Source organism: Streptomyces sp. NPDC002754, assembly GCF_053592315.1.
Genome location: NZ_JBSFVM010000001.1, coordinates 1,083,280 through 1,108,999 on the forward strand (window position 1 = coordinate 1,083,280; position 25,720 = coordinate 1,108,999).

Annotated in this window: 20 protein-coding genes and 1 pseudogene; 15 read left to right on the forward strand and 6 right to left on the reverse strand. The window is 71.9% G+C overall.

Annotated elements, in window-relative coordinates:
- Positions 1-129: 129 nt before the first annotated feature.
- A pseudogene (locus ACWD2L_RS05240) lies at positions 130-1,084 on the reverse strand (IS481 family transposase).
- A 137-nt stretch (positions 1,085-1,221) separates the two neighbouring features.
- Complete coding sequence (locus tag ACWD2L_RS05245) at positions 1,222-2,121, reverse strand: Lrp/AsnC family transcriptional regulator (RefSeq protein ID WP_351331361.1); 900 nt, start codon at positions 2,119-2,121, stop codon at positions 1,222-1,224.
- Between the two features lie 157 nt (positions 2,122-2,278).
- On the opposite strand from ACWD2L_RS05245, the gene ACWD2L_RS05250 reads away from it, so the two are divergent.
- From ACWD2L_RS05250 to ACWD2L_RS05260, 3 genes are all read left to right on the forward strand, one after another.
- On the forward strand, positions 2,279-3,292 hold the full coding sequence (locus ACWD2L_RS05250; RefSeq protein ID WP_351331362.1) for a C-terminal binding protein: 1,014 nt from the start codon (positions 2,279-2,281) through the stop codon (positions 3,290-3,292).
- Positions 3,289-4,077 (forward strand): class II aldolase/adducin family protein, encoded by a 789-nt coding sequence (locus tag ACWD2L_RS05255; protein ID WP_351331363.1) that lies wholly within the window; start codon positions 3,289-3,291, stop codon positions 4,075-4,077. The genes ACWD2L_RS05250 and ACWD2L_RS05255 overlap by 4 nt, the downstream gene beginning before the upstream one ends.
- A gap of 66 nt (positions 4,078-4,143) precedes the next feature.
- Complete coding sequence (locus ACWD2L_RS05260) at positions 4,144-5,409, forward strand: amidohydrolase (protein ID WP_451187239.1); 1,266 nt, start codon at positions 4,144-4,146, stop codon at positions 5,407-5,409.
- A 21-nt stretch (positions 5,410-5,430) separates the two neighbouring features.
- Here the strand turns inward: ACWD2L_RS05260 and rpsR are convergent, their stop codons facing one another.
- Genes rpsR through rpmG form a run of 4 tightly spaced genes read right to left on the reverse strand, consistent with a single transcriptional unit; the run spans position 5,431 to position 7,312 of the window.
- Positions 5,431-5,667, reverse strand: coding sequence for a 30S ribosomal protein S18 (gene rpsR, locus ACWD2L_RS05265; protein WP_351331365.1), 237 nt, complete (start codon positions 5,665-5,667; stop codon positions 5,431-5,433).
- 25 nt (positions 5,668-5,692) lie between these two features.
- Entirely contained in the window at positions 5,693-6,847 is a 1,155-nt protein-coding gene (locus ACWD2L_RS05270) for a CobW family GTP-binding protein (protein ID WP_351331366.1), read from the reverse strand.
- The gene (locus tag ACWD2L_RS05275; RefSeq protein WP_351331367.1) at positions 6,847-7,101 is read right to left on the reverse strand and encodes a type B 50S ribosomal protein L31; all 255 of its coding nucleotides are present in this window, start codon (positions 7,099-7,101) and stop codon (positions 6,847-6,849) included. The genes ACWD2L_RS05270 and ACWD2L_RS05275 overlap by 1 nt, the downstream gene beginning before the upstream one ends.
- Positions 7,102-7,147: 46 nt before the next feature.
- On the reverse strand, positions 7,148-7,312 hold the full coding sequence (rpmG, locus tag ACWD2L_RS05280; protein ID WP_351331368.1) for a 50S ribosomal protein L33: 165 nt from the start codon (positions 7,310-7,312) through the stop codon (positions 7,148-7,150).
- Positions 7,313-7,394: 82 nt separating this feature from the next.
- On the opposite strand from rpmG, the gene rpmB reads away from it, so the two are divergent.
- The 12 genes from rpmB (at position 7,395) to ACWD2L_RS05340 (ending at position 25,720) form a co-directional block, all read left to right on the forward strand.
- Positions 7,395-7,631, forward strand: a complete 237-nt coding sequence (gene rpmB, locus ACWD2L_RS05285) for a 50S ribosomal protein L28 (RefSeq protein ID WP_351331369.1) — start codon at positions 7,395-7,397, stop codon at positions 7,629-7,631.
- A complete protein-coding gene (gene rpsN / locus ACWD2L_RS05290) occupies positions 7,631-7,936 on the forward strand; it encodes a 30S ribosomal protein S14 (protein WP_351331370.1) in 306 nt (101 codons plus the stop codon). The genes rpmB and rpsN overlap by 1 nt, the downstream gene beginning before the upstream one ends.
- A 150-nt stretch (positions 7,937-8,086) precedes the next feature.
- Positions 8,087-9,931 carry a SpoIIE family protein phosphatase gene (locus tag ACWD2L_RS05295; RefSeq protein WP_351331371.1) on the forward strand — a complete coding sequence of 615 codons (1,845 nt, stop codon included), beginning with the start codon at positions 8,087-8,089 and terminating at the stop codon, positions 9,929-9,931.
- Between the two features lie 116 nt (positions 9,932-10,047).
- Complete coding sequence (locus ACWD2L_RS05300; RefSeq protein WP_351331372.1) at positions 10,048-12,054, forward strand: beta-N-acetylhexosaminidase family protein; 2,007 nt, start codon at positions 10,048-10,050, stop codon at positions 12,052-12,054.
- Positions 12,055-12,610: 556 nt separating this feature from the next.
- Positions 12,611-14,134, forward strand: a complete 1,524-nt coding sequence (locus tag ACWD2L_RS05305) for a sugar transferase (protein WP_351331373.1) — start codon at positions 12,611-12,613, stop codon at positions 14,132-14,134.
- Positions 14,135-14,206: 72 nt separating this feature from the next.
- Positions 14,207-15,532 carry a nucleotide sugar dehydrogenase gene (locus ACWD2L_RS05310; protein ID WP_351331374.1) on the forward strand — a complete coding sequence of 442 codons (1,326 nt, stop codon included), beginning with the start codon at positions 14,207-14,209 and terminating at the stop codon, positions 15,530-15,532.
- Positions 15,533-15,536: 4 nt separating this feature from the next.
- A complete protein-coding gene (locus ACWD2L_RS05315; protein ID WP_351331375.1) occupies positions 15,537-16,784 on the forward strand; it encodes a glycosyltransferase family 4 protein in 1,248 nt (415 codons plus the stop codon).
- The gene (locus tag ACWD2L_RS05320; RefSeq protein WP_351331376.1) at positions 16,781-18,139 is read left to right on the forward strand and encodes a Wzz/FepE/Etk N-terminal domain-containing protein; all 1,359 of its coding nucleotides are present in this window, start codon (positions 16,781-16,783) and stop codon (positions 18,137-18,139) included. The genes ACWD2L_RS05315 and ACWD2L_RS05320 overlap by 4 nt, the downstream gene beginning before the upstream one ends.
- Positions 18,136-19,656 carry a Wzz/FepE/Etk N-terminal domain-containing protein gene (locus tag ACWD2L_RS05325; RefSeq protein ID WP_351331377.1) on the forward strand — a complete coding sequence of 507 codons (1,521 nt, stop codon included), beginning with the start codon at positions 18,136-18,138 and terminating at the stop codon, positions 19,654-19,656. The genes ACWD2L_RS05320 and ACWD2L_RS05325 overlap by 4 nt, the downstream gene beginning before the upstream one ends.
- A gap of 4 nt (positions 19,657-19,660) precedes the next feature.
- The gene (asnB, locus tag ACWD2L_RS05330) at positions 19,661-21,595 is read left to right on the forward strand and encodes an asparagine synthase (glutamine-hydrolyzing) (RefSeq protein ID WP_351331378.1); all 1,935 of its coding nucleotides are present in this window, start codon (positions 19,661-19,663) and stop codon (positions 21,593-21,595) included.
- Positions 21,596-21,614: 19 nt separating this feature from the next.
- The gene (locus ACWD2L_RS05335) at positions 21,615-23,786 is read left to right on the forward strand and encodes a bi-domain-containing oxidoreductase (RefSeq protein ID WP_351331379.1); all 2,172 of its coding nucleotides are present in this window, start codon (positions 21,615-21,617) and stop codon (positions 23,784-23,786) included.
- The gene (locus ACWD2L_RS05340) at positions 23,783-25,720 is read left to right on the forward strand and encodes a heparinase II/III family protein (RefSeq protein ID WP_351331380.1); all 1,938 of its coding nucleotides are present in this window, start codon (positions 23,783-23,785) and stop codon (positions 25,718-25,720) included. Before ACWD2L_RS05335 ends, ACWD2L_RS05340 begins: the two co-directional genes overlap by 4 nt.

The window sequence follows — 25,720 nt, forward strand, 5'->3', positions numbered from 1 at the left end:
CGCGGCGTCTGGTGCGTGCGATCGCATGGCGCCGGAGCGCCCTAATAGCGGAGCTATTCGGGCGTTTCGGCAACGCCGCGAGCGTGCGTGCCAGACGCCGCGTGGCAGGCGGGACTTCCGATACACGCCCTAGGTGTACTGACCCGTGAGGTTGGGGACGCGGCTGGCGGGTGGTTGGCCCTTGAGCGCGGTGTGTCCGCGGTGGTGATTGTAGGTGTGCAGCCATCGTGGGTAGGCGTCGCGTCGCTCGGTCTCGGTCCGGTACGCCTTCGCGTAGGCCCATTCGTCCAGCAGGGTGCGGTTGAACCGCTCGGCCTTCCCGTTGGTCTGGGGCCGGTAGGGGCGGGTGCGCTTGTGTGACACCCCTTGCCCGGCAAGGGAGTTGCGCCACAGGTGTGACTTGTAGCAGGCGCCGTTGTCGGTCAGAACGCGTTCGACGGTGATCCCGGCGGTGGTGAAGTAGGCGTGGGCCCGGCGCCAGAATCCGACGGCGGTCTCCTTCTTCTCGTCGGCGAGGATCTCGCTGTAGGCGAGCCGGGAGTGGTCGTCGACGGCGTTGTGGAGGTAGCTGTAACCGGGCACCGGAGCGGGTCTTGCGGCCGGCCTGGCGTCCGAGGCTCTGGTGACCGCCGCCGTCGGGAATGTTGCCGAGTTTCTTGATGTCCACGTGCACCGGCTCGCCGGGCTTCTCGCGTTCGTAGCGGCGGATGACGCGCCCGGTGGCCCGGTCCAGATGGGTGAGCCGGGCCAGCTGGTAGCGGGTAAGGACGCGGTGGACGGTGGCCGGGTTCAGTCCGAGGAGGTAGGCGATGCGGGCCGGTCCCCAGCGGCGCAGGACGCGGACCTTGACGATCCGGCGCTCGGTGCGGGTCGCCGTGCGGCGCGGGCTGTGGTGCGGGCGTGAGGAGCGGTCCGACATGCCCGCCTCGCCGAGTGCGCGGTAGCGGGTGGCCCACTGCTGGGCCGTGGTCGGCGAGACCTGGAAGCGCTCGGCGGCCCGGCGCAGGGGCCACCCGTCCTCGACGACGCAGCGGGCCAGACGCAGTCGTCCGGTCTCGGTCAGGGGTGCATTACGGTGGGACACGAGGGCCTTTCGGTCGGTGTAGACGTCGCAATCCACACCGAACCCGGAAGGCCCTCACTCGTTCAAGATCCCCAGCCGAGACCTACATCACCGTCCACAACCTCCCAAGGCAGAACACCTAGGGCCTGTCGTTCGGGTCAGTCCGTGCGCGGGCCCAGGTCGTAGCGCTCCTTGATCAGTTCGAGGTGGAGCCAGCTCTCCACCTCCCGTACGGCGGGCAGCGCGCGCATCTCCTCGAGTGTGGTGCGCACCGCCACGAACGACTCGGCGGTGATCGTGCCGACCAGTTCGGCGCCGCCCAGGCACGTCGACAGGAACGTCACGCGGTCGAACGCGGCGAGCTGTTCGGCGACGTCCCCGGCCGCCCCGTCGACCCGCAGGCTGAATCCGCACAGGTAGCCCATCCCGAGCACGTCGGGGCGGACCAGGGCCACCACCTTGGCGACGCCGCCCTCCAGCAGGCGCAGGGTGCGCGCGCGGGTCGCACCCGCCGACAGGCCGACGCGCGCGGCGAGTTCCGCGAAGGCCAGGCGGCCGTCGTCCTCCAGCTCGGCGAGGATCCGCTCGTCCACCGCGTCGAGCGCACTCACGGTCGGCTCCCGCGTGAGGAGGTAGGGGTCCTTCACGTGCCGGGTCGCGACGAGCGCGTCCACCGCGCGTACGCCCGGCAGCGCCCGGATCCGCTCGACGGTCCGGTCGAGCGCGCCAAAGCCCGCGGTGCGCACCTCCGTCATGATGGCGCGCCGCCCGCTGGTCAGCGTCACGAACGGCGCCTCGGGCAGCGCGGCGATCGCGCGGGCCGCCGGGCCGGCCGGCCCTTCGGTGTCGATCGCCAGATGCGCGAAGGCCGTCAGCTCGCGCACCGCCGGATGCACGATCGCCACGACCCGTGCGGCGCCCGACTCCTGGAGCCGCTGCACGCGCATCCGCGCCGCGGGCCGGGACAGGCCCACGCGTTGGGCGAGGGTCTCGTACGTGAGGCGACCGTCGCTCTGCAGCTCGCGCACGATGCCCAGGTCGGTCTCGTCGAGATCCACGTGCTGTTCCCCTCGGCGGTTCGGCTTCGGCCCGGCCGTGGACCGACCGCGCCCGCTCATTGTCGGTCACCGGGTGGGCGACCGTCTCGTTCGGTCTGGACAATTATGGCAGTCGAAACGTAGGTTTCGTTCCCGTAAGTCGATCGAATCAATTCTGATGGCCCTGGAGGATGGTGTGCCGCGACCCGTCGTCGTGATCACCGACACCGAGGAACTGGACCCCGCACCGGGCGTCCGTCTCCTCGTCGACGCCGGCTGGGAGGTGCGGATCGCCGGCAGCCGGGACCCGGAGGCGATCGCCGCCGTCGCGCACGACGCCGACGCGCTGATCGTCGGGTACGCGCGCGTGGACGCGGACCTGCTCGACCGCCTGCCCGCGGTGCGGATGCTCGCCACGATGTCCGCGGGCTACGACATGGTCGACATCCCGGAGGCGCGGCGACGCGGCCTGTGGGTGGCGAACCTGCCGGGTGGCGCCACCGAGGACGTCGCCGTGCACGCCCTCGCCCAGACGCTCGCGCTCACCCGCCGACTGCCGCAGGCCGACGCCGTCGTCCGCTCCGGCGGCTGGAGCGGCGAGCTGCGCGAAGTACCGCGCCGCGCAAGCGAGTTGACGCTCGGCCTGGTCGGCATGGGCCGTATCGCCCGCACCCTCGCCCGCCTCGCCGCACCCCTCTTCGGCCAGGTCGCCGCGCACGACCCGCGCGCCACCAACTGGCCCGCGGGCGTCGAGCGCCTCGACCTGGACACGCTCGTGGAGCGCGCCGACGTCCTGTCGCTGCACATCCCCTCCAACCCGCAGACCAGGGGCATGGTCGACGCCGGCCTCCTGGCCCGCATGCGCCCCGGCAGCGTCCTCGTCAACGTCTCCCGAGGTGACCTCGTCGAGCGGGGCGCGCTGCTCGCCGCCCTCGACAGCGGTCACCTCGCGGGCGCCGCCCTCGACGTCTTCCCCGTCGAACCGCCCGCGGCGGACGACCGGCTGCGCAGCCACCCACGCCTGCTGCTGTCTCCGCACAGCGCCTTCCTCTCCGACGCCTCGCTGCGCGCCTATGCCACCGAACCCGCGCGCAACGTCATCGCCTGGTGGACGACCGGGCGCCCGCACACCCCCGTCGTCGACCCCACCGCGTCGCCCGACACCACTCGTACACAAGGAGCACTCGCGTGACCGACACCCTCACCGCCCCTGTCACGGCCGACGACGCCGCCCAGGAGGAGCTGCGCCTGCGCCGCGAACTGGCCGCCGTCTACCGGCTGGTCGCGCACTTCCGCATGACCGACCTGATCTTCACGCACATCTCGCAGCGCCTCCCGGGTCCGGACAACCACTTCCTGATCAACCCCTACGGCCTGCTCTTCGAGGAGATAACCGCCTCGAACCTGGTCAAGATCGACCTCGACGGCAACGCGGTCGAGCCGAGCCCGCACCCCGTCAACCCGGCCGGCTTCATGATCCACAGCGCGATCCACAAGGCCCGCACCGACGCCCACTGCGTGCTGCACACGCACACCAAGGCCGGCTGCGCCGTCGCCGCGCAGCAGGGCGGGCTGCTCCCCGTCAACCAGATGTCGATGGAGTTCCACCACCGCGTCGGCTACCACGACTACGAAGGCGTCGCCCTCAACTTCGACGAGCAGAAGCGCCTCGTCGAGGACCTCGGCACCCACCCGGCGCTGATCCTGCGCAACCACGGGCTGCTGACCGTCGGCGAGAGCGCCAAGCAGGCGTTCCTGCGCATGTACTACCTGGAGAAGGCCTGCGAGATCCAGGTCACCGCGCAGGCGGGCGGGCAGCTGATCATCCCCTCCGAGCAGGTCTGCGAGTACACCGCGCAACAGCTCACCGGCGAGGGCGAGGCGTCGTCGGACGTCGAGGACGACATCGCGTACGACCTGGCCTGGGGCGCCCTGCTGCGGCTCGTGGAGAGGGTCGCGCCCGACTACAAGGAGTAGTCCAGGAGCGGCGGCGCCCCGCGCGGGTTCTACTGGGGAGGACGCCGCCGTCGAAGGGACCTCTTCGTGACCCGCGCAACAGACACCGTCCTCAAGGGACTTGACGAGATCCGCCCCTGGGTGGAGGGTGCCTACAAGGACCTCCACGCCCACCCCGAACTGGGTTTCCAGGAGCACCGCACGGCAGCCAAGGTCGCCGAGGCCCTGCGCGCCGACGGTTACGAGGTGACCGAGGGCATCGGCGGCACCGGCCTGATCGGCGTGCGGCGCGGCGGCGACGGCCCCACCGTGATGCTCCGCGCCGACCTGGACGCCCTGCCGGTGGCCGAGGCGACGGGCCTGCCCTACGCCTCGACCGCCACCGGGCAGACCGCCGACGGCACCGCGGTCCCCGTCATGCACGCCTGCGGCCACGACGTGCACGTCGCCTCGATGCTCGGCTTCGCCCGGCTGATGGCCCGGGCGCCCGAGGCCTGGCGTGGCACCCTGGTCGTGCTCTTCCAGCCCGACGAGGAGAACGGTTCTGGCGCCGACGCGATGGTCGCCGACGGCCTGGTCGAGCGCTCGCCCCGCCCCGACGTCGTCCTCGCCCAGCACGTCCTGCCGTACCCGGCAGGCGGCGTCGGCACCAGATCCGGCTCCTTCCTCTCCGCGGCCGACAGCACGAAGGTCACGCTGTACGGGCGCGGGGCCCACGGCTCCATGCCGCAGCACGCCATCGATCCCGTGGTGATGGCCGCCATGGTGGTTGTCAGGCTGCAGACCGTGGTCTCCCGCGAGCTCGCCGCTGCGACCCCCGCCGTGCTCACCGTCGGCAGCATCACGGCCGGTACGGGACCGAACGTCATCCCCGACCGTGCCGAGCTTCAGCTCAACGTCCGTACCTACGACGAGGACACCCGGGCCGAGGTCCGCGCCGCCGTCGAGCGCATCGTGCGGGCCGAGGCCACCGCTTCCGGTGCGACGCGCGACCCGGAGTTCGAGACGCTCGCCGCCTTTCCGGCCACCGTCAACGACGAGGCCCCGACCCGTACCGTCGCCGACGCCTTCACCGAGCACTTCGGCGCGCGGGCCCACACCATCGACCGCCAGTCGGCGAGCGAGGACATGAGCCGCATCCCCGAGGCCTTCGGTGTGCCGTTCACGTACTGGGGGATCGGGGGCACGGACCCGGCGGCGTACGAGAAGGCGGTCGCGGCGGGCAGCCTCACCTCGGACATCCCGGTGAACCACAGCCCGTACTTCGCGCCGGTCCTGCAGCCCACTCTCGACACGGGGGTCCGCGCGCTCACCGCGGCGGCGCTGGCGTGGCTGGCCGCGCCCGAGGGCTGAGCGGCGCCGCGGCCGCCCCGATCACCTGTTCCCGTACGGCAGCAGCGCCATCTCCCGGGCGTTCTTGACGGCGGACGTCACCTGGCGGTGCTGGCGGACCGTGAGGCGGGTGACGCGGCGGCTGCGGATCTTGCCGCGGTCGGAGATGAACTGGCGCAGCAGATCGGTGTCCTTGTAGTCGACGTAGGTGATGCCGGCCGCGTCGAGCGGGTTCGGGCGCGGCTTGGCGGGCTTGCGTGGGATGCGGGGACGGGGCATGTCGGTGCCGGTTCCTTTCGGTGGGTCAGCGTGCGGGGTCGAGGAGCGGGTCGAAGGCGGCGGGGAGCCGGCTCCAGCCGGCCGGGCCCGCGCCGTACTCGGCGTCGGTGAGCAGGCAGGAGTCGAGGAGCGCGGTCAGGCCGTCGCGGTCGAGGGCGGGGGAGGTGAACACGAGGTGCTGGCAGCGGTCGCCGTGCTCCGGGTGCCAGTCCATGGCCGCCGCGGCGCGCCGCTCGGGCGGCATCAACTCCCAGGCGGCGTCGGGCAGTGAGTGCAGCCAGGGCCCGCAGTCGTCGACGCCCAGCGCGCCGCCCGCCGCGTCCCAGGACAGCAGGGTGTCGGGCCGGTCGGCGAGCCAGAAGCGCCCCCGGCTGCGCGCCGCCGCGCAGCACAGGTCCTCCAGGGCGTCGAACAGCCGCTGCGGATGGAACGGCCGGTGCCGGTGCCACACGAGGGTGCCGACCCCGGCCTCCTCCGCCTCCTGCGGCAGCCGGGCGCTGGCCGGGTGCTGGGCGCTGCGCGCCGCCTCGACGTCGAACCCGGCCAGGGCGAGCCGGGCCAGTTCGGTCGACCGGGCCGGCACCTGCCGCCCCGTCGGGTGCAGCTGTGCGAGCAGGGCCCGGTCCTCCTCGTCGGCCTCCGGGCTCTCGGTGACGGCGACCACGGAGGCGTACTCCAGCTGCCGTGCCCAGGTGTCCGCGACCGTACGCTGATCACTGGCGGCCGCCGCGAGTCCGGCCTCGGCGAGGTCGTCCCCGTTGCCGAGGTAGGGGAGGACGAGCGCGGGGTCGACGGCCGTGACGACACCGGTCAGTTGCAGCGCGGGCGCACCGTGCGCGGCGATGACGTCCGCCATGGCCTGCGGTTCGACGGAGTCCCACAGCTCCACGACGGCGAGGCGGGTCAGCCCGTCGTCCGCGAGGCGTTCGAGCTCCGGCACGAGGTCCTCGCGCAGGGCGCAGCAGGCGCAGTCGTTGACCAACGGGGCCTCACCACAGGCGAGTTCACCTGTCGCGTCCCGGATCGTGCGGGTCACGGTGCCCGACGGGGCGGTGCCGAGATCGTGGTGCAGGGCCACGCCGGCCGGCACCGCGTCGAGTAGGCCCCGCACCACCTCCCGGCGCGCCTCGCTGTGCAGGCCGCCGACGATCACGACGGGCAGCCGGTCGCGGCCGCCCATCACCGGGCCCCTTGGCGGCCGAAGCGACGTTCGAAGCGCTCGACCCGTCCCGCGGTGTCCATGACGCGGGCGGTGCCGGTGTAGAAGGGGTGGCTCGCCGAGGAGACCTCGACGTCGTACACGGGATAGGTGCGGCCGTCCTCCCACTCGACGGTGCGGTCGGTGGAGAGCGTGGAACGGGTCAGGAAGGCGAATCCGGCGGCCTTGTCGCGGAAGACGACGGGCCGGTACGCCGGGTGGATGCCGGACTTCATGGCGGACTCCAGATGGTTCGGGTGGGTCGGGTGATTCGCGCGCGGCTCAGCGTTCTTCGCGGAAGTCGACGTGGCGGCGGGCCACGGGGTCGTACTTGCGCAGGACCAGGCGGTCCGGGTTGTTCCTGCGGTTCTTGCGGGTGACGTAGGTGTGGCCCGTGCCTGCCGTGGAGCGGAGTCTGACGATCGGGCGCAGTTCGTTGCGTGCCATGCCGCTAGTATATGGCAATGGTTTCCATGTTCAATAACGGGGCCATGGTCACGTACGACACAGGACGACAGATAGGGACCGCATGTCCGCCCACTGCCAACTGACAGGCGCCGCACCGCGCTTCGGCAACCGCATCTCCCACTCGCACCGACGCACCTCGCGTCGCTTCGACCCGAACATCCAGAGCAAGCGCTACTGGCTGCCCAGCGAGGGCCGCAACGTGCGCCTGACCCTGAGTGCCAGGGGGATCAAGACGGTCGACGTCATCGGCGTCGAGGCCGCGGTCGCGCGGATCCGCGCGCGAGGGGAGAAGGTCTGATGGCGAAGAAGAGCAAGATCGTGAAGAACGAGAAGCGCAAGACGGTCGTCGAGCGGTACGCCGCCCGGCGCGCGGCGCTGAAGGAGATCGTCCGCCGCCCCGACACTCCGGAGGCGGAACGCTCCGCGGCCCTGGCGGAGCTGCGCCGCCAGCCGCGCGACGCCAGTGCGACGCGGGTCCGCAACCGCGACAGCGTGGACGGCAGGCCGCGCGGGCACCTGCGCAAGTTCGGCCTCTCCCGCGTGCGACTGCGGGAAGAAGCGCACGCGGGGCACCTGCCGGGGGTCACCAAGTCCTCCTGGTGACAACGCGGCGTCCGGGCGTCCGGCCGGGCTCCGCCCCGGTCGGACGCCCGGCGTGGTCGCCCGCATGGCGTGCGAGAGCGGGCGCGGCACGGCCGATCGTCGGACGATGGAGGGAAACCGGAGTGCGTCGAGCCGAGGGGAGTGCCGCAGGTGGGTGGCGGGCGCGAGCACGGATTCCCCGAAGAGGAGCCCGAGGGGCACGAGGACCACGAGAGCCCCGAGGCGTACGACGCCGAGGTTCGCCAGGTCGACGTGCTCAACCGGCTGGCGGGCCCGGCCTCCGGAGGGCCGGGCGCGGGCTCGGACCGGCCCGCGCGGCGTACGGGCGCGAGCCGCCGAGACGCCGCCCTGCTCCTCGGCGGACACGCGCTGGCCCGCGTCACATCGCTGGGGGAGGCCCTCACCCTGATCTCCCGGCTGGCCGACGCCGACCTCCCGCTCCGCGGCCAGGCGGTCTTCCGGGCGGACCGCGAAGTACTGCACTGCGTAGGCCAGTTGGGCTTGAGCGACGGCGAGGCCGAAGCGTTTCGGTTGCCGCTGCGCACCGCCCACCCCGCCGCGCAGGTGGCGAGAACCGGGCGGCCCGTGGTGTTGACCTCGCCGCAGGACTACCGGGAGCGGTTCCCCTCCGCCAGTGGGTACGCGGAGCCGGCCCGGTACCAGACGTGGGCGTTCCTGCCGCTCACCACGTACGGACAGCTCACCGGCGTGTGGATGGCCGCCTTCGACGCCCCGGTGGACATGGCGGAGGGCATCGGCGCCTTCCTGGTCACCCTCGCCCGCCTCCTCGGCCAGTGCATCGAGCAGACCTACGACGGCCAGGCGGACCGCACCCTCTCCGAGGGCCTGCGCAGCAGCATGGGCCGCATCGGCCCCGGCCCCGAGGGGCTCACCGTCACCGCCCGTTACGTACCCACCGGCGGCGGGCTGATGGTCGGCGGTGACTGGTTCGACAGCATCACCCTGCCGAACGGGCGCCTCGGGTTGGTGATCGGCGACGTCCAGGGCCACGATGTGCACGCCGCCGGGCTGATGTCGCAACTGCGCACCGCCATCCACGCCTACGCGGCCGAGGGCCACGGCCCCGACGCCGTCCTCGTACGCGCCTCCCGCTTCCTGGCGTCGCTCAAGGAGGACCGCTTCGCCACCTGCGTCTACCTGGAGGCCGACCCCGGGAGCGGCACGCTGCGCATCGCCCGCGCCGGGCACCCGCATCCGGTCCTGCGGCTGCCGGACGGCACCTGCCTGCTCAAGCACGTGCGCGGCGGTCTGCCCCTGGGGCTCGACCTCGGCGAGGACGACTACCCGGTCAGCGTCGTCACACTGCGTGAGAACGAGATCCTCATGCTCTGCACGGACGGCCTGATCGAGTCCGGCGGCCACGACATGTACTCCGGCTGGCTCCGGGTGCGCGGCGCCCTGACGCCCGGCGGCCCCGACGACATCGACGGCATGGCCGACCGGCTCCTGAACGCGGTCGTGGCCCCGCAGACCACGCAGCCCGGCGACCGTCCCGTCACCTCCTTCACCGAGGACGACATCGCCCTGCTGCTCCTGCGTCGCGATCCCCTCGGCAACCACGCGGACCGGCCCGGACGCACCCTGCGGTTCACCCTCGAACAGGACCAGGCCCAGGGCCTCGCCGACGCGCGTATCGAATTCCAGGGCCTGCTCCACGACTGGGCCCGCCCCGAACAGGTCGACACCGTTCTCCTGCTCGTCTCCGAACTCCTCGGCAACGTACTGATCCACACCGAGCACGCCGCCGTCCTGCGCGCCGACATCAGCGGCGCCGAGGGCCACCGCCGGCTGCGCGTGGAGGTCTCCGACCGCAGCGACGAGGTGCCCGCCCGTCGCGCCCCCGGCGAGCTCTCCTCCTCGGGCCGCGGCCTCGTCCTCCTCGATCTCCTGGCCCACCGCTGGAACCTCCGCCCGGAGCCGGAGGGGAAAACGGTGTGGTTCGAGGTGGACGAGGACGGGCCCGAGGAACCCTGACGGCCAACTCCTTCTCGGACGCGGGATCTTGACACCGCCCTGGATGGGTGGTGGTTTAGACCACGCTCCCTCGTCCGAAGGTGAGGGTCCGCTTCCGTGGAGGTGCTGTGTCCCGCATGTCTGAGCATCATTCGCCCCGTCGTCCCCGTGTTTCCCGCCCCGTGCTCGCCGGTGCCGCGCTCCTGCTGACCCTGGGTGCGGTCGCCGCGCCCGCCCAGGCGTTCGACGGTGCGCCGGGGGCGGTCGGCGCCGGCCCGGCGGCGAAGTTGCCCGTCGTCACGCCCACCCCGCAGGACATGAGATCGGCGGGCGCCGATCTGCGGGTGCCCAGCCGGGTGCGGCTCGTCCTCGGTGACGGCGTCGACGCGTCGAGCATCAAGGTCATCAAGCGAGCCCTGGCCGCGGCCGGCGCCCGTTCCGTCGACACCGTCAAGGCAGCTGACGCGGCCAAGAAGGCGGCGCCGCGCGGTGTGTTGACCGTTGTGGCCGGTTCCATCAAGGGCGCCGGGGTGGCCGCCGCACTCAAGGCGGCGGGCGGCTCCGTGCCCGACACCCTGAAACCGGAGGGCTACTCCCTCGCGTCCCGCGGCGACGCCGGTTCTGACATCGTTGTCCTCGCGGGCAACGACGGCGACGGTGTCTACTACGCCGCCCAGACGCTGCGCCAGCTGGTGACCGGAGCACACAGCATCGCGGCCGTCTCGATCAACGACTACCCGAGCATGCCGCTGCGCGGCAGCATCGAGGGCTTCTACGGTGCGCCCTGGTCGCACAGCGACCGCGTCGACCAACTCGCGTTCTACGGCGACGTCAAGGCGAACACGTACATCTACACGCCGAAGGACGACACGTACCTGCGGGAGAAGTGGCGGACCCCGTATCCCGCGGACAAGCTCGCCGATCTGCGCGAGTTGATCGAGCAGGCCGCCAGCCACCATGTGGACTTCACGTACGCGCTCTCCCCGGGCCTGTCCGTCTGTTACAGCGACCCCGACGACGTGAAGGCTCTGAAGGACAAGCTGGGTTCGCTGTACGACCAGGGCGCGCGCAGCTTCTACGTGGCGCTCGACGACATCAGCTACACCAAGTGGAACTGCGACGCCGACCAGGCGAAGTACGGGGCGCCGGGCCGGGCCGCCGCGGGGCAGGCGCAGGCCGATCTGCTCAACGCGGTGCAGCAGGAGTTCATCGACACCCACGAGGGCGCCAAGCCGCTCCAGTTCGTGCCCACCGAGTACTCCGACACGGCGGACTCGGCGTACAAGTCGGTGCTGCGCGAGCAGTTGGACCCGAAGGTCGTCGTCCAGTGGACCGGCACCGATGTCGTGCCGCCCGCGATCAGTCTCGCGGACGCCAAGGCCGCGTCCACGGTGTGGGGACGCAAGGTGTTCCTCTGGGACAACTATCCGGTCAACGACTACGGGCAGACCACGGGACGTCTCCTGATGGCCCCGTACGACAAGCGGGAGGCCGGTCTGCACAAGGAGTTGAGCGGCATCGTGCTCAACCCGATGAACCAGGCGGCGCCGAGCAAGGTCGCGCTCTTCGGCGGCGCGTCGTTCGCCTGGAACGACGAGGACTACGACGCCGACCGCACCTGGCGCGCCTCCGCCGACTACCTGGCGGGCGGCGACCGGGAGACGGCGCGGGCCCTGCTCGCCTTCTTCGACACCCAGCACCTCGCACCGACCTTCGGCGACACGAACTGGCAGCCGCAGGCACCCGAACTCGCCTCGCGGATCGCGGAGTTCCGCACGGCGTGGGACGGCGGATCGAGCGCCGAGCGGCGGGCCGCGCTGCGCAAGCTTTCGGGCTACGCGGACGTGCTCGCCGGGGCGCCGGAGCGGATTCGCGCCGGAATGCGGGACCAGGCCTTCCTGGCGCAGACGAAGCCGTGGCTCGACGCCCTCGACCTGTGGGGCGGCGCCCTGAACGCCACCCTGGACGGACTGAGTGCCCAGCTCAACTCCGGTAGCGGGGAAGCGGACTTCGCGAAGGCGGCGGACCTGGCCAAGCAGGCCTCCGCCCTCACCACCATCCCCGGCACCACCCGTCCGCAGGGCCCGATCAAGGTGGCCGACGGAGTGCTGGACACCTTCATCGAGAAGGCGCCCCAGATGTGACGACCCCTCTGACGCCCGCCCCAGTACGTGAATTGGGGCGGGCGTCGGCATGTCCGGGCGCCGTTCCGGTGTGCGGGGGCGGCGTCGCGCCGTAATTGGCTGATCGTGTAGGCAACTTCAAACCTTGACCACAAATTCCACACATCACTCTCTATGAGCGGGCTCAATGGTCTAGATTGACCGTGCTTCACATGCCGGGACACTAGGCGACAAAAGGCGATCTATTGGGGGCCGGTGTGGCACGCGACCGACCGCGGCCACACCGAAATCGAACGGGGGGTGATCGTTTCGTGATGCCCGACAGGGGACCTGGGACGCGGGGAGCGTCCGAGGTGTCGAGGGAAGCCGAAGCGCATCGACCTTCGGATCCCGGCCAGCGGGTCAAGTCCGCAACCGACTGAGCGGATTGCTCGCGCGGCGCCGAATCAACCGGCACGTCATGCACGGGAGGCGGGGGCCTCCCGAGGGGGAGGAGCAGTGCGGTACGGGGGGCGGGGGGCCTCCCGGGGAGGGGAAACAGCACGGGGGGCGGCGGCCTCCCTAGGGGGGATTATCCGTGTTGGGTGAGCACGTCGAACCCGCTGGCGACTCGGACGGGGCTGTACAACAAGGTGAACGGGGCGGCCCCTTCCCGACGGTCGGCGGACATCCGGCGAACGGGGCGCTTCGTAGGCCCGCGAGCGACTGGGAGCAGCGCTACCAGCGCATCGTGATCATCAGCGATACGGTGGCCACGGCCGTCGTCGTGGCCGCTTTCGGCGGCTTCTTCGGGGTGCGGGACGCGGCGAACTGGCACGAGAAGTGGAAGATCCTCGCCTTCGGCACCGAGTTACTGGTGCTGGGAGCGCTGGCGCTGAGCCGTTCGTGGGCCCCGGCCGTGCTCGGTCAGGGCGCCGAGGAATTCCGCCGGCTTGGACGCTCGCTGTTCGCGGCGACGGTCGTCCTCGCGCTCGGCGGGATCGCCCTCACCTCACGCAACATCAAGCTCTGGATATTCGTCGCGATCCCCGCGATCGCGCTCGTCACCATGACCGCGCGCTATCTGCTGCGCCTGTGGCTGCACAGACAGCGCAAGGAAGGACGCTGTCTGCGTCCGGTACTGGCCGCGGGGAGCCCGGCCACCGTGCGCGACCTGATCAGCAGAACCCGCAAGTTCCCGCACATCGGCTGGCAGGTCGAGGCGGTCTGCACGGCGGACGGACACGGCCTCGAAGGGGGCCATCTGGACGGAGTGCCGGTCGTCGGCCCGCTGACGGACGTCGCGAGCCATGTCACGCGCGACGGCTACCGGGTCGTCGCGGTCACCCCCGATCCGCACTGGACGCCGGACCGGCTGCAACGCCTCGCCTGGAATCTCGAGGGCAGCGAGGCCGAAATGGTCGTGGCCCCCGTACTGATGGAGGTGGCGGGACCGCGGCTGCACGTGGACGCGGTACTGGGGATACCGCTGCTGCGGGTCAGCATGCCGGCGTTCACCGGGGGGCGTCGGGCGATAAAGGCGATCTTCGACCGGCTGGGTGCGACGCTCCTGATCCTGCTGTTCGCGCCGCTGATGGTGCTCGTCGCCCTGTCCGTCCTGGCGGACACCAGAGGCGGGGTGTTCTACCGGCAGCGCAGGGTCGGCAAGGAGGGCCGCGAGTTCACCATCGTCAAGTTCCGCACGATGGTCACGGGCGCCCACGGGAAGCGGGCCGGTCTCGCCGACCGGAACGAGGGTGCGGGGCTGCTGTTCAAGCTCCGGCGGGATCCGCGAGTGACACGCGTGGGGCACGTGCTGCGCCGCTACTCGCTCGACGAACTCCCGCAGCTGTTCAACGTGTTGACCGGATCGATGTCGCTCGTCGGCCCGCGGCCCCCGCTGCCGGAGGAGTCCGCGGCGTACGGCCCGGACATCCGGCGGCGGCTGCTGGTCAAGCCCGGGTTGACCGGCCTGTGGCAGATCAGCGGGCGCAGCGACCTGCCGTGGGAGGAGGCGGTCCGCCTCGACCTGCGCTACGTCGAGGACTGGTCGCTCGCCCTGGACACGGTGATCTTGTGGAAGACATTGCGGGCCGTGCTCCACGGACAAGGGGCGTACTGAAGCAGGGGGGCGCCGATCCGTCGGCGTAGGAACGGCAGGCCACAAGGGCCTGCTCTGGGGGGAGGAACAATCGTGAGGATCAGCGTCCTAGGGCTCGGCTACGTCGGCTGTGTGTCGGCGGCATGTCTGGCAGGACAGGGCCACGAGGTCATCGGCGTGGACGTGAACCAGGCGAAGGTCGACCTGGTCAACAGCGGCAGGGCCCCCGTGGTCGAGGAGCGGATCGGCGAGCTCACCGCGGAGGTCGTGCGGACCGGGGCCTTGCGTGCCACCCGTGATGTCCGTGCGGCGATCATGGACAGTGAGGTGTCGCTGATCTGCGTCGGTACGCCGTCGGAGCCCAACGGGAGCCTGTGCACGACATACTTGGAGCGGGTCGCCGAGCAGATCGGCGCCGCGCTGGCCGAACGCGGGGGGAAGGGCGGCCGGCACACGGTCGTCTTCCGCAGCACCATGCTCCCGGGCACCTGCCTGAACCTGCTGGTGCCGATCCTTGAGAAGAGCCTCGGCGGCACGGCGGGCGTCGACTTCGGCGTCGCGGTCAACCCGGAGTTCCTGCGCGAGGGCACCAGCGTGCGGGACTTCTTCGACCCGCCCAAGACCGTCATCGGCCAGCTCGACCAGGCCAGCGGCGACGTCGTGGCGCAGCTGTACGACGGGCTGCCCGGCGAGGTGTTCCGGGTACCGGTGCCGGTCGCCGAGGCGATCAAATACGCGGACAACTCGTTCCACGGCCTCAAGATCGGCTTCGCGAACGAACTGGGCGCCGTGTGCCAGGCATTGGGCGTGGACTCGCACCAGGTGATGGACGTGTTCCTCGCCGACCGCAAGCTCAACATCAGCTCCGCCTACCTGCGGCCCGGCTTCGCCTTCGGCGGCTCCTGCCTGCCCAAGGACCTGCGCAGCCTCGTGCACGCGGCGCGGCGGGCCGACGTCTCCGTACCGATCCTCTCCCACGTACTGGCGTCCAACGCCGACCACCTCCAGCGCGCCGTGGAGCTCGTCGAGCGCACCGGCAAGCGCAAGGTCGGCCTGTTCGGCCTGTCCTTCAAGCCGGGCACCGACGACCTGCGCGAGAGCCCGCTCGTCGAACTGGCCGAGCGGCTGTACGGCAAGGGATACGACCTCAAGATCTACGACGCCAACGTGAGCCTCTCCCGGCTGATGGGGGCGAACCGCGAGTACATCGAGGGCCGGCTCCCGCACCTCGCGCAGCTGCTCGCGGACTCCGTCGACGAGGTGCTCGGCCACGCCGAGGTCTGCCTCGTCGGCACCAGAGATCAGACCGTCCTGTCGGCGCTGCCGCTCAGCGGTGGCCCGGCGATCGTCGATCTCGTCCGCCTTCCCGACGCCGAAGCTCGTCGGGCCGAACCGGGGTACGTGGGCCTTGCTTGGTGACGCGATGAACGAAGAGACAACCCACGGCGGCGGGCCGGAGCGGCGGGCGCTGATTCTGGTCGAGAACCTGTCCGTCCCCTTCGACCGGCGGGTGTGGCAGGAGTGCACGACGCTGCGCGACGCGGGCTGGACGGTGCACGTCATCGGCCCGCAGGGCACGAAGCGGGACACGGAGCCGGAGACGGTGATCGACGGGGTGCGGATCCATCGCTACCCGTTGCGCGCCGCCACCGGGGGACCGGCCGGCTATCTGCGGGAGTACGGATCGGCGCTGTGGCACACGGCCCGGCTCGCACGCAAGGTGGGACCGGTCCACGTCGTCCACGCCTGCAACCCGCCGGATCTGCTGTTCCTGGCGGCCCGTTGGCTGCGCCGGCGCGGCGCGCAATTCGTCTTCGACCAGCACGACCTGGTGCCCGAGCTGTACCTCTCGCGGTTCGACCGCGGCGAGGACCTGCTCCACCGCGCCGTGTGCGCGCTCGAACGCAGCACCTACCGGGCCGCGGACGTCGTGCTCGCCACCAACGAGAGCTACCGGGACGTCGCGCTCGGCCGCGGCGGAAAGCGGCCGGAGGACGTCTTCGTGGTGCGCAGCGCACCCCAGGTCGAGCGCTTCCAACCGGTGCCGCCCGAAACGGAGTTGAAGCGCGGCAAGCCCCATCTGCTGTGCTACCTCGGCGTGATGGGGCCCCAGGACGGCGTCGACTACGCGCTGCGGTCCCTCGCCAAGCTGCGCGACGGACTCGGGCGGAGCGACTGGCACGCCGTGTTCGTCGGCTCCGGCGACGCCTTCGACGCGATGGTGGAGCTGTCCCAGGAGCTCGGCCTCGGCGACCAGGTGGAGTTCACCGGGCGCATCCCGGACGCCGACCTGGTGCGCTACCTGTCCACCGCGGACGTCTGCCTCTCGCCCGACCCGCGCAACCCGCTCAACGACGTGTCGACCATGAACAAGGTCCTCGAGTACATGGCGATGGGCCGCCCCATCGTCTCGTTCGACCTGAGAGAGGCGCGCGTCTCCGCAGGTGAAGCGGCTGTCTACGCGCGTGCCAACGACGAGGCCGAATTCGCCGGACTCATCGCGCGGCTCCTTGACGACCCGGAGCAGCGGGCCCGGATGGGCAAGCTCGGCCAGGAGCGCATCGGCGGCCCACTGTCCTGGCGGAACTCGCAGGAGTCGCTGCTGGCCGCCTATGCCGCCGCGGTGGCCAGGCGCGCCCCCGCCCAGGCAAGGAGGAGGCGGCGTCGTTGAGCGAGGACACGATCCGCCTGGTCACGATCGGCCGGATTCTCCGTAGAAGGTGGCGGCTTCTCGCCGCCCTCACCGTGGTGGGAGCGCTCGTCGGCTACGGCATCTCCGTGGTGTTCCCGCCGAAGTACACGGCGTCGGCATCGGTGCTGCTGCCGGGCCAGTGGGAAGAGCGCGAGCTGCTCACCCAGGTGGACATCGCCACGAGTTCGTCGGTGGCCGACCGTGCGGCCGCCAAGCTCGACTGGGCGGGTGTCAACGGCACCGACCTGCGCGGCCGGGTCGCCGCCAAGGCCGCCGACGGCAACATCATCACGGTCTCGGGCACGGCCGAGAGCCCGGAGCGCGCGCAGCGGCTCACCGACCGGGTGGCCCAGCAGTTCGTCGCGTTCTCCACGCGGATCGCGGGCGGCGCGACCGACGCCGACGCGGCGGCGGGACCCGAGGCGCTGCGCAAGAAGGTGCAGGAGACCAACCGCCGGATCACCGAGCTGGCCAAGGGGGCCGACCGCGGCCGGACGGTCGAGGGCGTGCAGGCCCGCACCGCGCTGGAGAACCTGCGCAACTCGCTGGAGGCGGCCATGAAGAAGCTGGAGGAGGCCGACCCGGCGACCGACAAGGCGAGCATGGTCGTCATGGGACCGGCCGCCCGGCCCACCGGCCAGTCGCCGCCGACCAGGACACAACTCATCGTCGCCGGGGCGCTGTTGTTCTTCCTGCTCGCGGTCATCGGCCATCTCACCGCCGCCCGGATCAACCGCCGGCTGCGCACCGAGCAGGAGATCGCCGCCGCGCTCGGCTCGACGCTCCTCGGGGCCGTCGACGTGCCCGGCGAGCAGCGGGCCCAGGGGGGCGGCGGCCGGGCCGGACTGCGCCGGCTGCTCGGCACCGACACCCGCTGGGACGTGCCGGCCCCGCAGCGGTCCGGAGACGAGACCGCGCGGCGCACCCGCTACCGGCGGGTGTGCGCCCGCATTCGTACCCAACTACCGGCGCCCCGGCGTCTGTTGGCCGTCGTCCCGGACGGCGACGAACTCGCCCTGCGGGCCGCGGGGCAGCTCGTCGCCGAGGCCAAGGGCGACCCCGTGCTGCGCGTGGTCGTGGTCCCGGTCGACCGGCCGATCGTGCCGGACCGCGGCGCCGAGTCGGGCGCCGTGGTCGTCCTCAGCGCCGGCAGCTGGACCGCCGAAGAGCTCACCGGCATCGCCGAGGCGTGCGCGGACGGCAGGCACGAGATCGTCGGCATCGTCGTGGCGGGACCGGTCAGGGCCCGCCCGGCGGGCTCCGCGGAACCGCCGCCGGACCATGCCACTCCCGCGCTCGCGGTGCGCGGCCACGCGACGGGAGGCTCGGCGTGACGACGAACAGGAATGCGGAGTCGGCGGCGGGCACCCCACTGCTCGACCTGCACGCACTGGTGACCGCGGTGCGCAGGCGCCGCCGCCTGTGGGGTGCCCTGGCGCTGCTCGGGCTGATCGTCGGCGCGGCGGTGGCGGTTCTGATGCCGCCGCCGCCGAGCGCGGTCACCAAGGTGCTGGTGGCGCACGAGGAGGACCAGCCGAACGACACGGGAACACTGATGCGCACCGACATCGAGGTGCTGGGGACCACACGCATCGCCAACGACGCCCTGCGGACCCTCAGGTCACAGGAGCACCCCGAGGACTTCATGCGGGACTACCGGGGCACCGGTCTGACCAACAACGTGCTCCAGATCGATGTGGCGGCCGCCAGCGACGCGCTGGCGGTGGACCGCGCCAAGGCGCTCGCCGACTCGTTCATCGCCGACCACGTACGCCGGATGCAGGCGGCGGCGAAGGCCGAGTCCCAGGCCCTGCTCGACCAGCGCGATCGGATGCGCGAGGAGCTCGCCCGGGTCAACAAGGAGATCGGCGGCCAATCGCCGGACAGTGACCCGGAGTCGTCGGCCACCACCGAGTCGCTCTTCTCCCGAAGGGCCGAACTCAACTCGCGGATCGCCGACTTCGACCAGCGCGCCGCGGAGGCGCGCACCGGCACACCCAAGGTCGTCGCCGGTACGCAGATCGTCGACGCCCCGCGCGCGGTGCGGCACTCGCTGCCCAAGGCGGCCGCCACCAACGCCGCGATCGGCCTCGCACTCGGTCTCGTCCTCGGGCTCGCCCTGTCCGCGGTCGGCGCGGCGGTCGCGGACCGCCCCGTACTGCGCCGCGACATCTCGGCGAACCTGGGCGCCTCCGTCATCGCGGAGCTGCCCCGGCGATCCGGCGGACCCTGGCGGCGCCGGGACACGCGGGCCACCCGCGAACGCCTCACCGCGACCCTGGCCCGTGCGGTGCACGGCTCCGCGGAACCGCTGTCGCTGCTCGAACTGGGCTGTGCGCCCAGCACGAGCGCGATCGCCCTGGACCTCGCGGGGGCCCTGGCGGCGGAGGGCCCGGTGGCCGTCATCGACGGACTGCCAAGGCCGCAGTTCGCCGACCACCGCCCACAGCCGGGCGGCCCCAAGGTCGTCGGCGCCGAGCACGCCGCGGCGCTGTCGCCCCAGGACCGCCGGATCGGCGTCGGCTCGGTCGCGCCCGGCGCGGCGTGGACCGACCTCCAGTACCTCGGCACCCAGACCGTGCTCGTCGTACGGGCCGGGTACGGCAGCGCCGCATGGCTGCACACCGTGGCGCGCCAGCTCGCCGAGCAGCGCATCCCGGTGATCGGTGTGGTGCTGATCGACCCCGACCCGCGCGACCGCACCGACGGCACGCTCTGGGACGGCCTGCACACCGCGCTGCGCGGCCGCGGCGAGCGGTCGGCCCGGCAGAACGGTTCGGGCCCGCGGCGCACGGAGCGCAAGCCCGCGTGGGCCGCACGGGGCGCGGACAACGACCAGGAGGCTCGGTAAGCACATGTGTGGCATCGCAGGCACCTATCGGTGGCCGGACGGGAAGGTCGTGACCGACCGGCTCACCGACACCCTCGCCCACCGCGGTCCCGACGGGGCCGGCCGCTACGGCCACCCCGTCGGTGACGGCGAAGTGCAGCTCGGGCACCGCCGACTTTCCATCATCGACCTGTCCGAGACCGGCGCCCAGCCGATGGTCTCGGACGGCCTCGCCCTGACCTACAACGGCGAGCTGTACAACGCACCCGAACTGCGCGCCGAACTGGAGGCCGGCGGGGCGCGCTTCCGCGGCACCTCCGACACCGAAGTGCTCCTGGAGGCCTGGCGACGCTGGGGCACGGACTGCCTGCCCCGCCTTCGCGGCATGTTCGCGTTCGGGATCTTCGACGAGCGCACCGGTGAACTGGTGCTCGCCCGAGACCAGTTGGGCATCAAGCCGCTGTTCCTGCTGCGGCGCGGCGGAGGCCTGGTGTTCGCCTCCGAGCTCAAGGCGCTCGCCACCGCCACCGGCGGAAGGCTGGAGGTGGACCACACGGCGCTGGTCGCCTCGCTGCTCTACTACTGGGTGCCGGACTCGCGCTGCGCGTACCGCGAGGCGGAGAAGCTCCCGCCGGGCAGCTGGATCGGATTCCGGCCCGACGGGCAGGTGCAGCGCGGCCGGTACTGGAACCTGAAGGACGTCGCCACCGAGGGCCGCGACCGGGCCCGCGCCGGTGAGACGCCCGACCTGGCCGCCATTGTCGAGGAGTCGACCAAGCGACACCTCATGTCCGACGTGCCCGTGGCGACCTTCCTCTCCGGCGGCCTCGACTCCAGCTATCTGACCGCCATCGCGGCCCGCCAACAGCCGGGGATCTCCGCCTACACGATCGGATTCCGCGCCGAGGACGCCAAGTTCGAGGCGATGCCGGACGATCTGCGCTACGCCCGGCAGGTCGCCCAGCGCTTCGGCGTCGACCTGCACGAGATCGAGATCGCGCCGAACGTCCTGGATCTGCTCCCGCAGATGACGCACTCCCTGGACGAGCCGATCGGCGACCCCGCCGCCATCAACACGTACCTGATCTGCCAGGCCGCCCGCGAGGCCGGAGTCAAGGTGATGCTATCGGGGATGGGCGCCGACGAACTGTTCGCCGGATACCGCAAGCACCTGGCCAACCTGATCGCGCTGCGCTACCAGCGGGTGCCCCGGCCGCTGCGGCGCGGCGTAACCGCGGCCGTGGACCGGCTGCCGGTCGCCACGTCCCGGCGCGGCCTGCGATCGGTGCGCTTCGCCAAGCGGTTCCTGTCCTTCGCCGAGCTGCCGGAGGAGACCGCGTTCCGGCGCAGCTACACCATGTACGACCAGCAGGAGCTGCTCGCGCTGCTCAACCCGGACCTGGCACCGGCGGTCGACGACGTGCTGACAGAGCACGCGGACGTCTACGAGGACAACGACCTCGACGACTTCGTGAACCGCATGTGCCTGGCCGACGCCCGGATGTTCCTGCCGGGCCTCAACCTCACGTACACGGACCGCTCCAGCATGGCGGCGTCGACCGAGGTGCGCGTCCCCTACGTCGACGTCGAGGTGGTCAAGGCGGCGTTCGCCTTCCCCGGCGACCGCAAGATCGTCGGACGGCAGGGCAAGGCCGTGCTCAAAGAGGCGGCCACCTCGATCCTGCCCAAGGAGATCGTCCACCGGCCCAAGGGCCTGTTCAGCGCCCCGCTGCGGGCCTGGATGAGCCGGGACCTGGCACCCCTCGTGCGCGAGGTGATCAACGACGGGGTGCTGGTCCGCTCCGGGTTCCTGCGCCGCGACGCGCTGCAACGGCTCGCCGCCGAGGACGCCGCCGGGCAGAGCGACCACTCCAAGCACCTGTGGCACGTACTGACCCTCGAGTACTGGTATCGCGACGCGACCTCTGGGTCCGACAAGAGCACTTCGGTCAACGGATGAGGAATTCAGAGGAGTTCGCGTGAAGCAAGTTGTTCAGAACTACAAGAGCGGCGAGTTGGCGGTGCTCGACGTGCCGGTGCCCGGGTGCAAGCCCGGCGGCGTGCTCGTGCGCACCGGCTACTCGCTGATCTCCACCGGGACCGAGCTGATGAAGGTGTCCGAGGCCGGCATGTCGATGCTGGGCAAGGCCCGCTCGCGCCCCGACCAGGTGGCGAAGGTCATGCAGAGCGTGGCCACCAACGGCGTGCCCGCCACCTACCGCAAGGTGATGGGCAAGCTCGACTCCTACACGCCGCTCGGCTACTCGCTGTGCGGCACCGTCGAGCAGGTCGGCGCGGGCGTCGACGACGTGAAGGTCGGCGACCTCGTGGCCTGCGCCGGCAACGAGCACGCGCTGCACGCCGAGCTCAACTGGGTGCCGAAGAACCTCTACGCGCGCGTGCCGGACGGCCTCGCGCCGCGGCACGCCGCCTTCGGCACCGTCGGCTCGATCGCCCTCCAGGGCGTCCGCCAGGGCGAGCCGCAGCTCGGCGAGTCGGCCCTCGTCATCGGCCTCGGCCTGATCGGCCAGCTGGTCGTGCAGCTCCTCGCCGCCGCGGGTGTCCGCGTCGTCGGCGTCGACCCCGACCCGTCGCGCTGCGAACTCGCCGAGGGGCGGGGCGCCGAGACCTGCGGGGACCCGGAGTCCGCCGCTGTGGTGGCGGCCGTGGCCGAACTGACCGACGGCCACGGCGTGGACCAGGTGTATCTGGCGGCCGGCGGCTCCAGCAACGGCCCCGTCGAGCTGGCCGCCAAGCTGTGCCGGGACCGCGGCCGCGTCGTCGACATCGGCAAGTGCCGCCTCGACCTGCCCTGGAACGCGTACTACGAGAAGGAACTCGACGTCCGGTTCTCCCGGTCGTACGGGCCGGGTCGCTACGACCCGTCGTACGAGCTGGAGGGGCGCGACTACCCGATCGGCTACGTGCGCTGGACCGAGCGCCGCAACCTGGCGTGCTTCCTCGAGCTACTCGCGCGCGGCAGGGTGGACGTGGAGCCGCTGATCACCCACGTCGCCGACTTCGACGACGCCGTCGAGACGTACCAGCGCCTGAAGGACGGCGAACTCAAGGCGATCACCGCGCTGTTTCGCTACCCGGAGCAGACGGTGGAGGTCGAGGCGCCCGAGGTGACGGTGCCCGCGGTGAGCGTCAAGCCGGGGTTCGCACGCGCCGCCAGGACGCCGGTGCGCCTCGCGTTCGTCGGCGCCGGCAATTACGCGACGTCGATGCTGCTGCCGCACCTGACGGGACGCGAGGGTGTCGAGCTGGCGACCGTCGTCACGACGACGGCGCTGTCCGCGGCCAACGCGCAGCGCAAGTTCGGCTTCGCCGATGCGACCACCGACCTCGACGCCGTGCTCGGCGACAAGTCCATCGACGCGGTGTTCGTGGTCACCCGGCACAGCTCGCACGCGGACCTGACCCGGCAGGCCCTGCTCGCGGGCAAGACCGTGTTCGTGGAGAAGCCCCTCGCGCTCGATGAGGACGAGCTGGCGAGTGTCCTCGCGGCGGTGGAGGAGTCCGGCAACGACCGCCTCCAGGTGGGCTTCAACCGCCGCTTCTCGCCGCTGCTGCGCGAGGCCAAGCAGCGCTTCGGCGCCCGCAACGGACCGGCGCACCTGCGCTACCTGGTCAACGCGGGCCGCCTCGACCACGGCAGCTGGTACCTCCGGCAGGGCACCGAGGGCTCCCGGTTCGTCGGCGAGGGCGGCCACTTCATCGACACGGCGAGCTGGCTGCTGGATGCCGACCCGGTCTCGGTGTACGTGACCGCCACGTCCGGCGATGAGGACCTCCAGGTCGTCCTGCGCTACCCGGACGGCTCCACCGCCACCATCGCCTACGTCACCACAGGGCCGGCCGCCTTCCCGAAGGAGACGCTCGACCTGGTCGCGGACGGCAGGGCGCTGCGGCTCGACGACTTCGTACGCGCGTCAGTGTTCGGGAGTAAGCGATGGGTCAGCTCGCGGCTGCCCAAGGCCCGGGACAAGGGCCAGAACGCCGAACTGGCCTCGTTCATCAAGGCCGTGCGGACCGGCGGCCCGATGCCCGTGCCGCTGGAGTCGCTCGTCGCCACCACCGCGGCCACCCTCGCCGTGCAGGCGGGCCTGGCCGGCGGCGTGCCCGTCACGTTGGCGGGGCCGCGATGACGATGAGTGCGGGCTGGTACCTGCGGCGGCTGTCCCGGATGGGGCCGCAGGAGGTCGCGGGCCGGGCGGTCGACACAGCACGCAGGCGGCGCTGGCGCTCGGCGCGGCCCACTCCGCCGCGCGTGACCGGCGCCCGGTTCACCTCGGTGCTGCCCGCAGGGGCGCTCGCCGCGGTGCCGCCGGACGCCGCGAAGCGGCTCGTCGCGGAGGCGGACCGGCTGATGTACGGGCACGCCGAGTTCTTCGGCGTGGTCCGCGACGACATGGTCGACCCGGACTGGTGGCACGACCCGAAGACCGGCCGCCGGGCCCCGTTCGGCTACGCCTTCGGCGTGCCGTACCGCGACGAGGACGTGGTCGGCGACATCAAGCAGATCTGGGAGCCGTCCCGGCACCAGTACCTGACGCAACTCGCCGCCGCCTACGCGGTCACCGGCGACGACCGGTACGCCGAGCGTGTGGCCGAGCACCTGCGCTCGTGGTGGGCGGCCAACCCGCCGCTGCGCGGCGTGCACTGGATCAGTGGCATCGAGCTGGGCATCCGGCTGCTCTCCTGGGTGTGGATCCGCCGGCTGCTCGACGGCTGGCCCGGCGTCTTCGACCTGTTCGAGGACAACCCGGTGGCGGTGCACCAGATCTGGCACCACCAGCGCTGGCTCGCCGCCTTTCCCAGCCGGGGCTCGTCGGCGAACAACCACGTCATCGCCGAGGCCGCCGGACAGTTCGCGGCGTCCTGCGCGTTCAACTGGTTCCCGTCGTCGGCGCGTTGGCGGTCGGGCGCGCTGAAGTCGCTGGAGCGGCACCTGCGGAGCAACACCTTCCACTCCGGCCTCAATCGCGAACTGGCCACCGAATACCACGGCCTCGTCCTGGAGTTGGGTCTGGCGGCGGTCGCCGAGGCCGACGCGGCCGGGGTGCCGCTGCCGCCGACCGTACGGATCGTGCTGCTGCGGATGACCGACGCGCTCGCGGCCGTCGTGGACAACCGGCTGCGGCCGCCCCGCCAGGGGGACGCGGACGACGGCCACGGTCTGATGGTGGACGGCGTGGGGACCGACCGCTGGGGCTCGCTGCTCGCCACCGGGGCCGCCGTGTTCGGTCGGCTCGACTGGTGGCCGCAAGTGCCCTCCACCGATGTACGGACACCGCTGCTCGCCGCGCTGATCAAGCCCCCCGCACCCGTCGTACGGCGCCCGGCGAGCCGGCCCGCGCACTTCGCGGACGCGGGGCTCACCATCCTGCGCGGGCAGGGGGCGGCGGGCGAGATCTGGTGCCGCTGCGACGGCGGACCGCACGGCTTCCTGTCCATCGCCGCGCACGCCCACGCGGACGCGCTGTCCGTGGAGGTCCGGCACGACGGGGTCGACGTGCTCGCCGACCCGGGGACGTACTGCTACCACGGCCAGCCCGACTGGCGGAGCTCCTTCCGGTCGACCATCGGCCACAACACCCTGGAGCTCGACGGCACGGACCAGTCCGAGTCCGGCGGCCCGTTCCTGTGGGTCCGGCATGCCCGCACCCAGGTCCTGGAGGCGGGCGCGGACCGTTGGCGCGCCGAACACGACGGCTATGGGCCCTCGATGCACCGCCGCCGCGTCGAACTGGACACGGTGGGCGAGGCGTTGACGGTCGTCGACGAGGTGACCGGGCCGCGCCGCGACCTGCGCCTCGCGTTCCACCTCGGACCGGAGGTCACCGCAGAGCTGTCGGGTGACCGGGCCCTGCTGACCTGGACGCGGGACGGCGAGGACCGCTCCGCCGAACTCGCGCTGCCCGAGAGGCTGTCCTGGCGGGCGCACCGCGGCGAGGTCGAGCCGCCACTCGGCTGGTACTCGGCCGGCTTCGGGCGCAAGGAACCCGCCACCACGCTGATCGGCAGCGGATCCGCCGACGGCGCGGGGGAGTTCACCACCGTGCTCAGGTTCCTGGGCTAG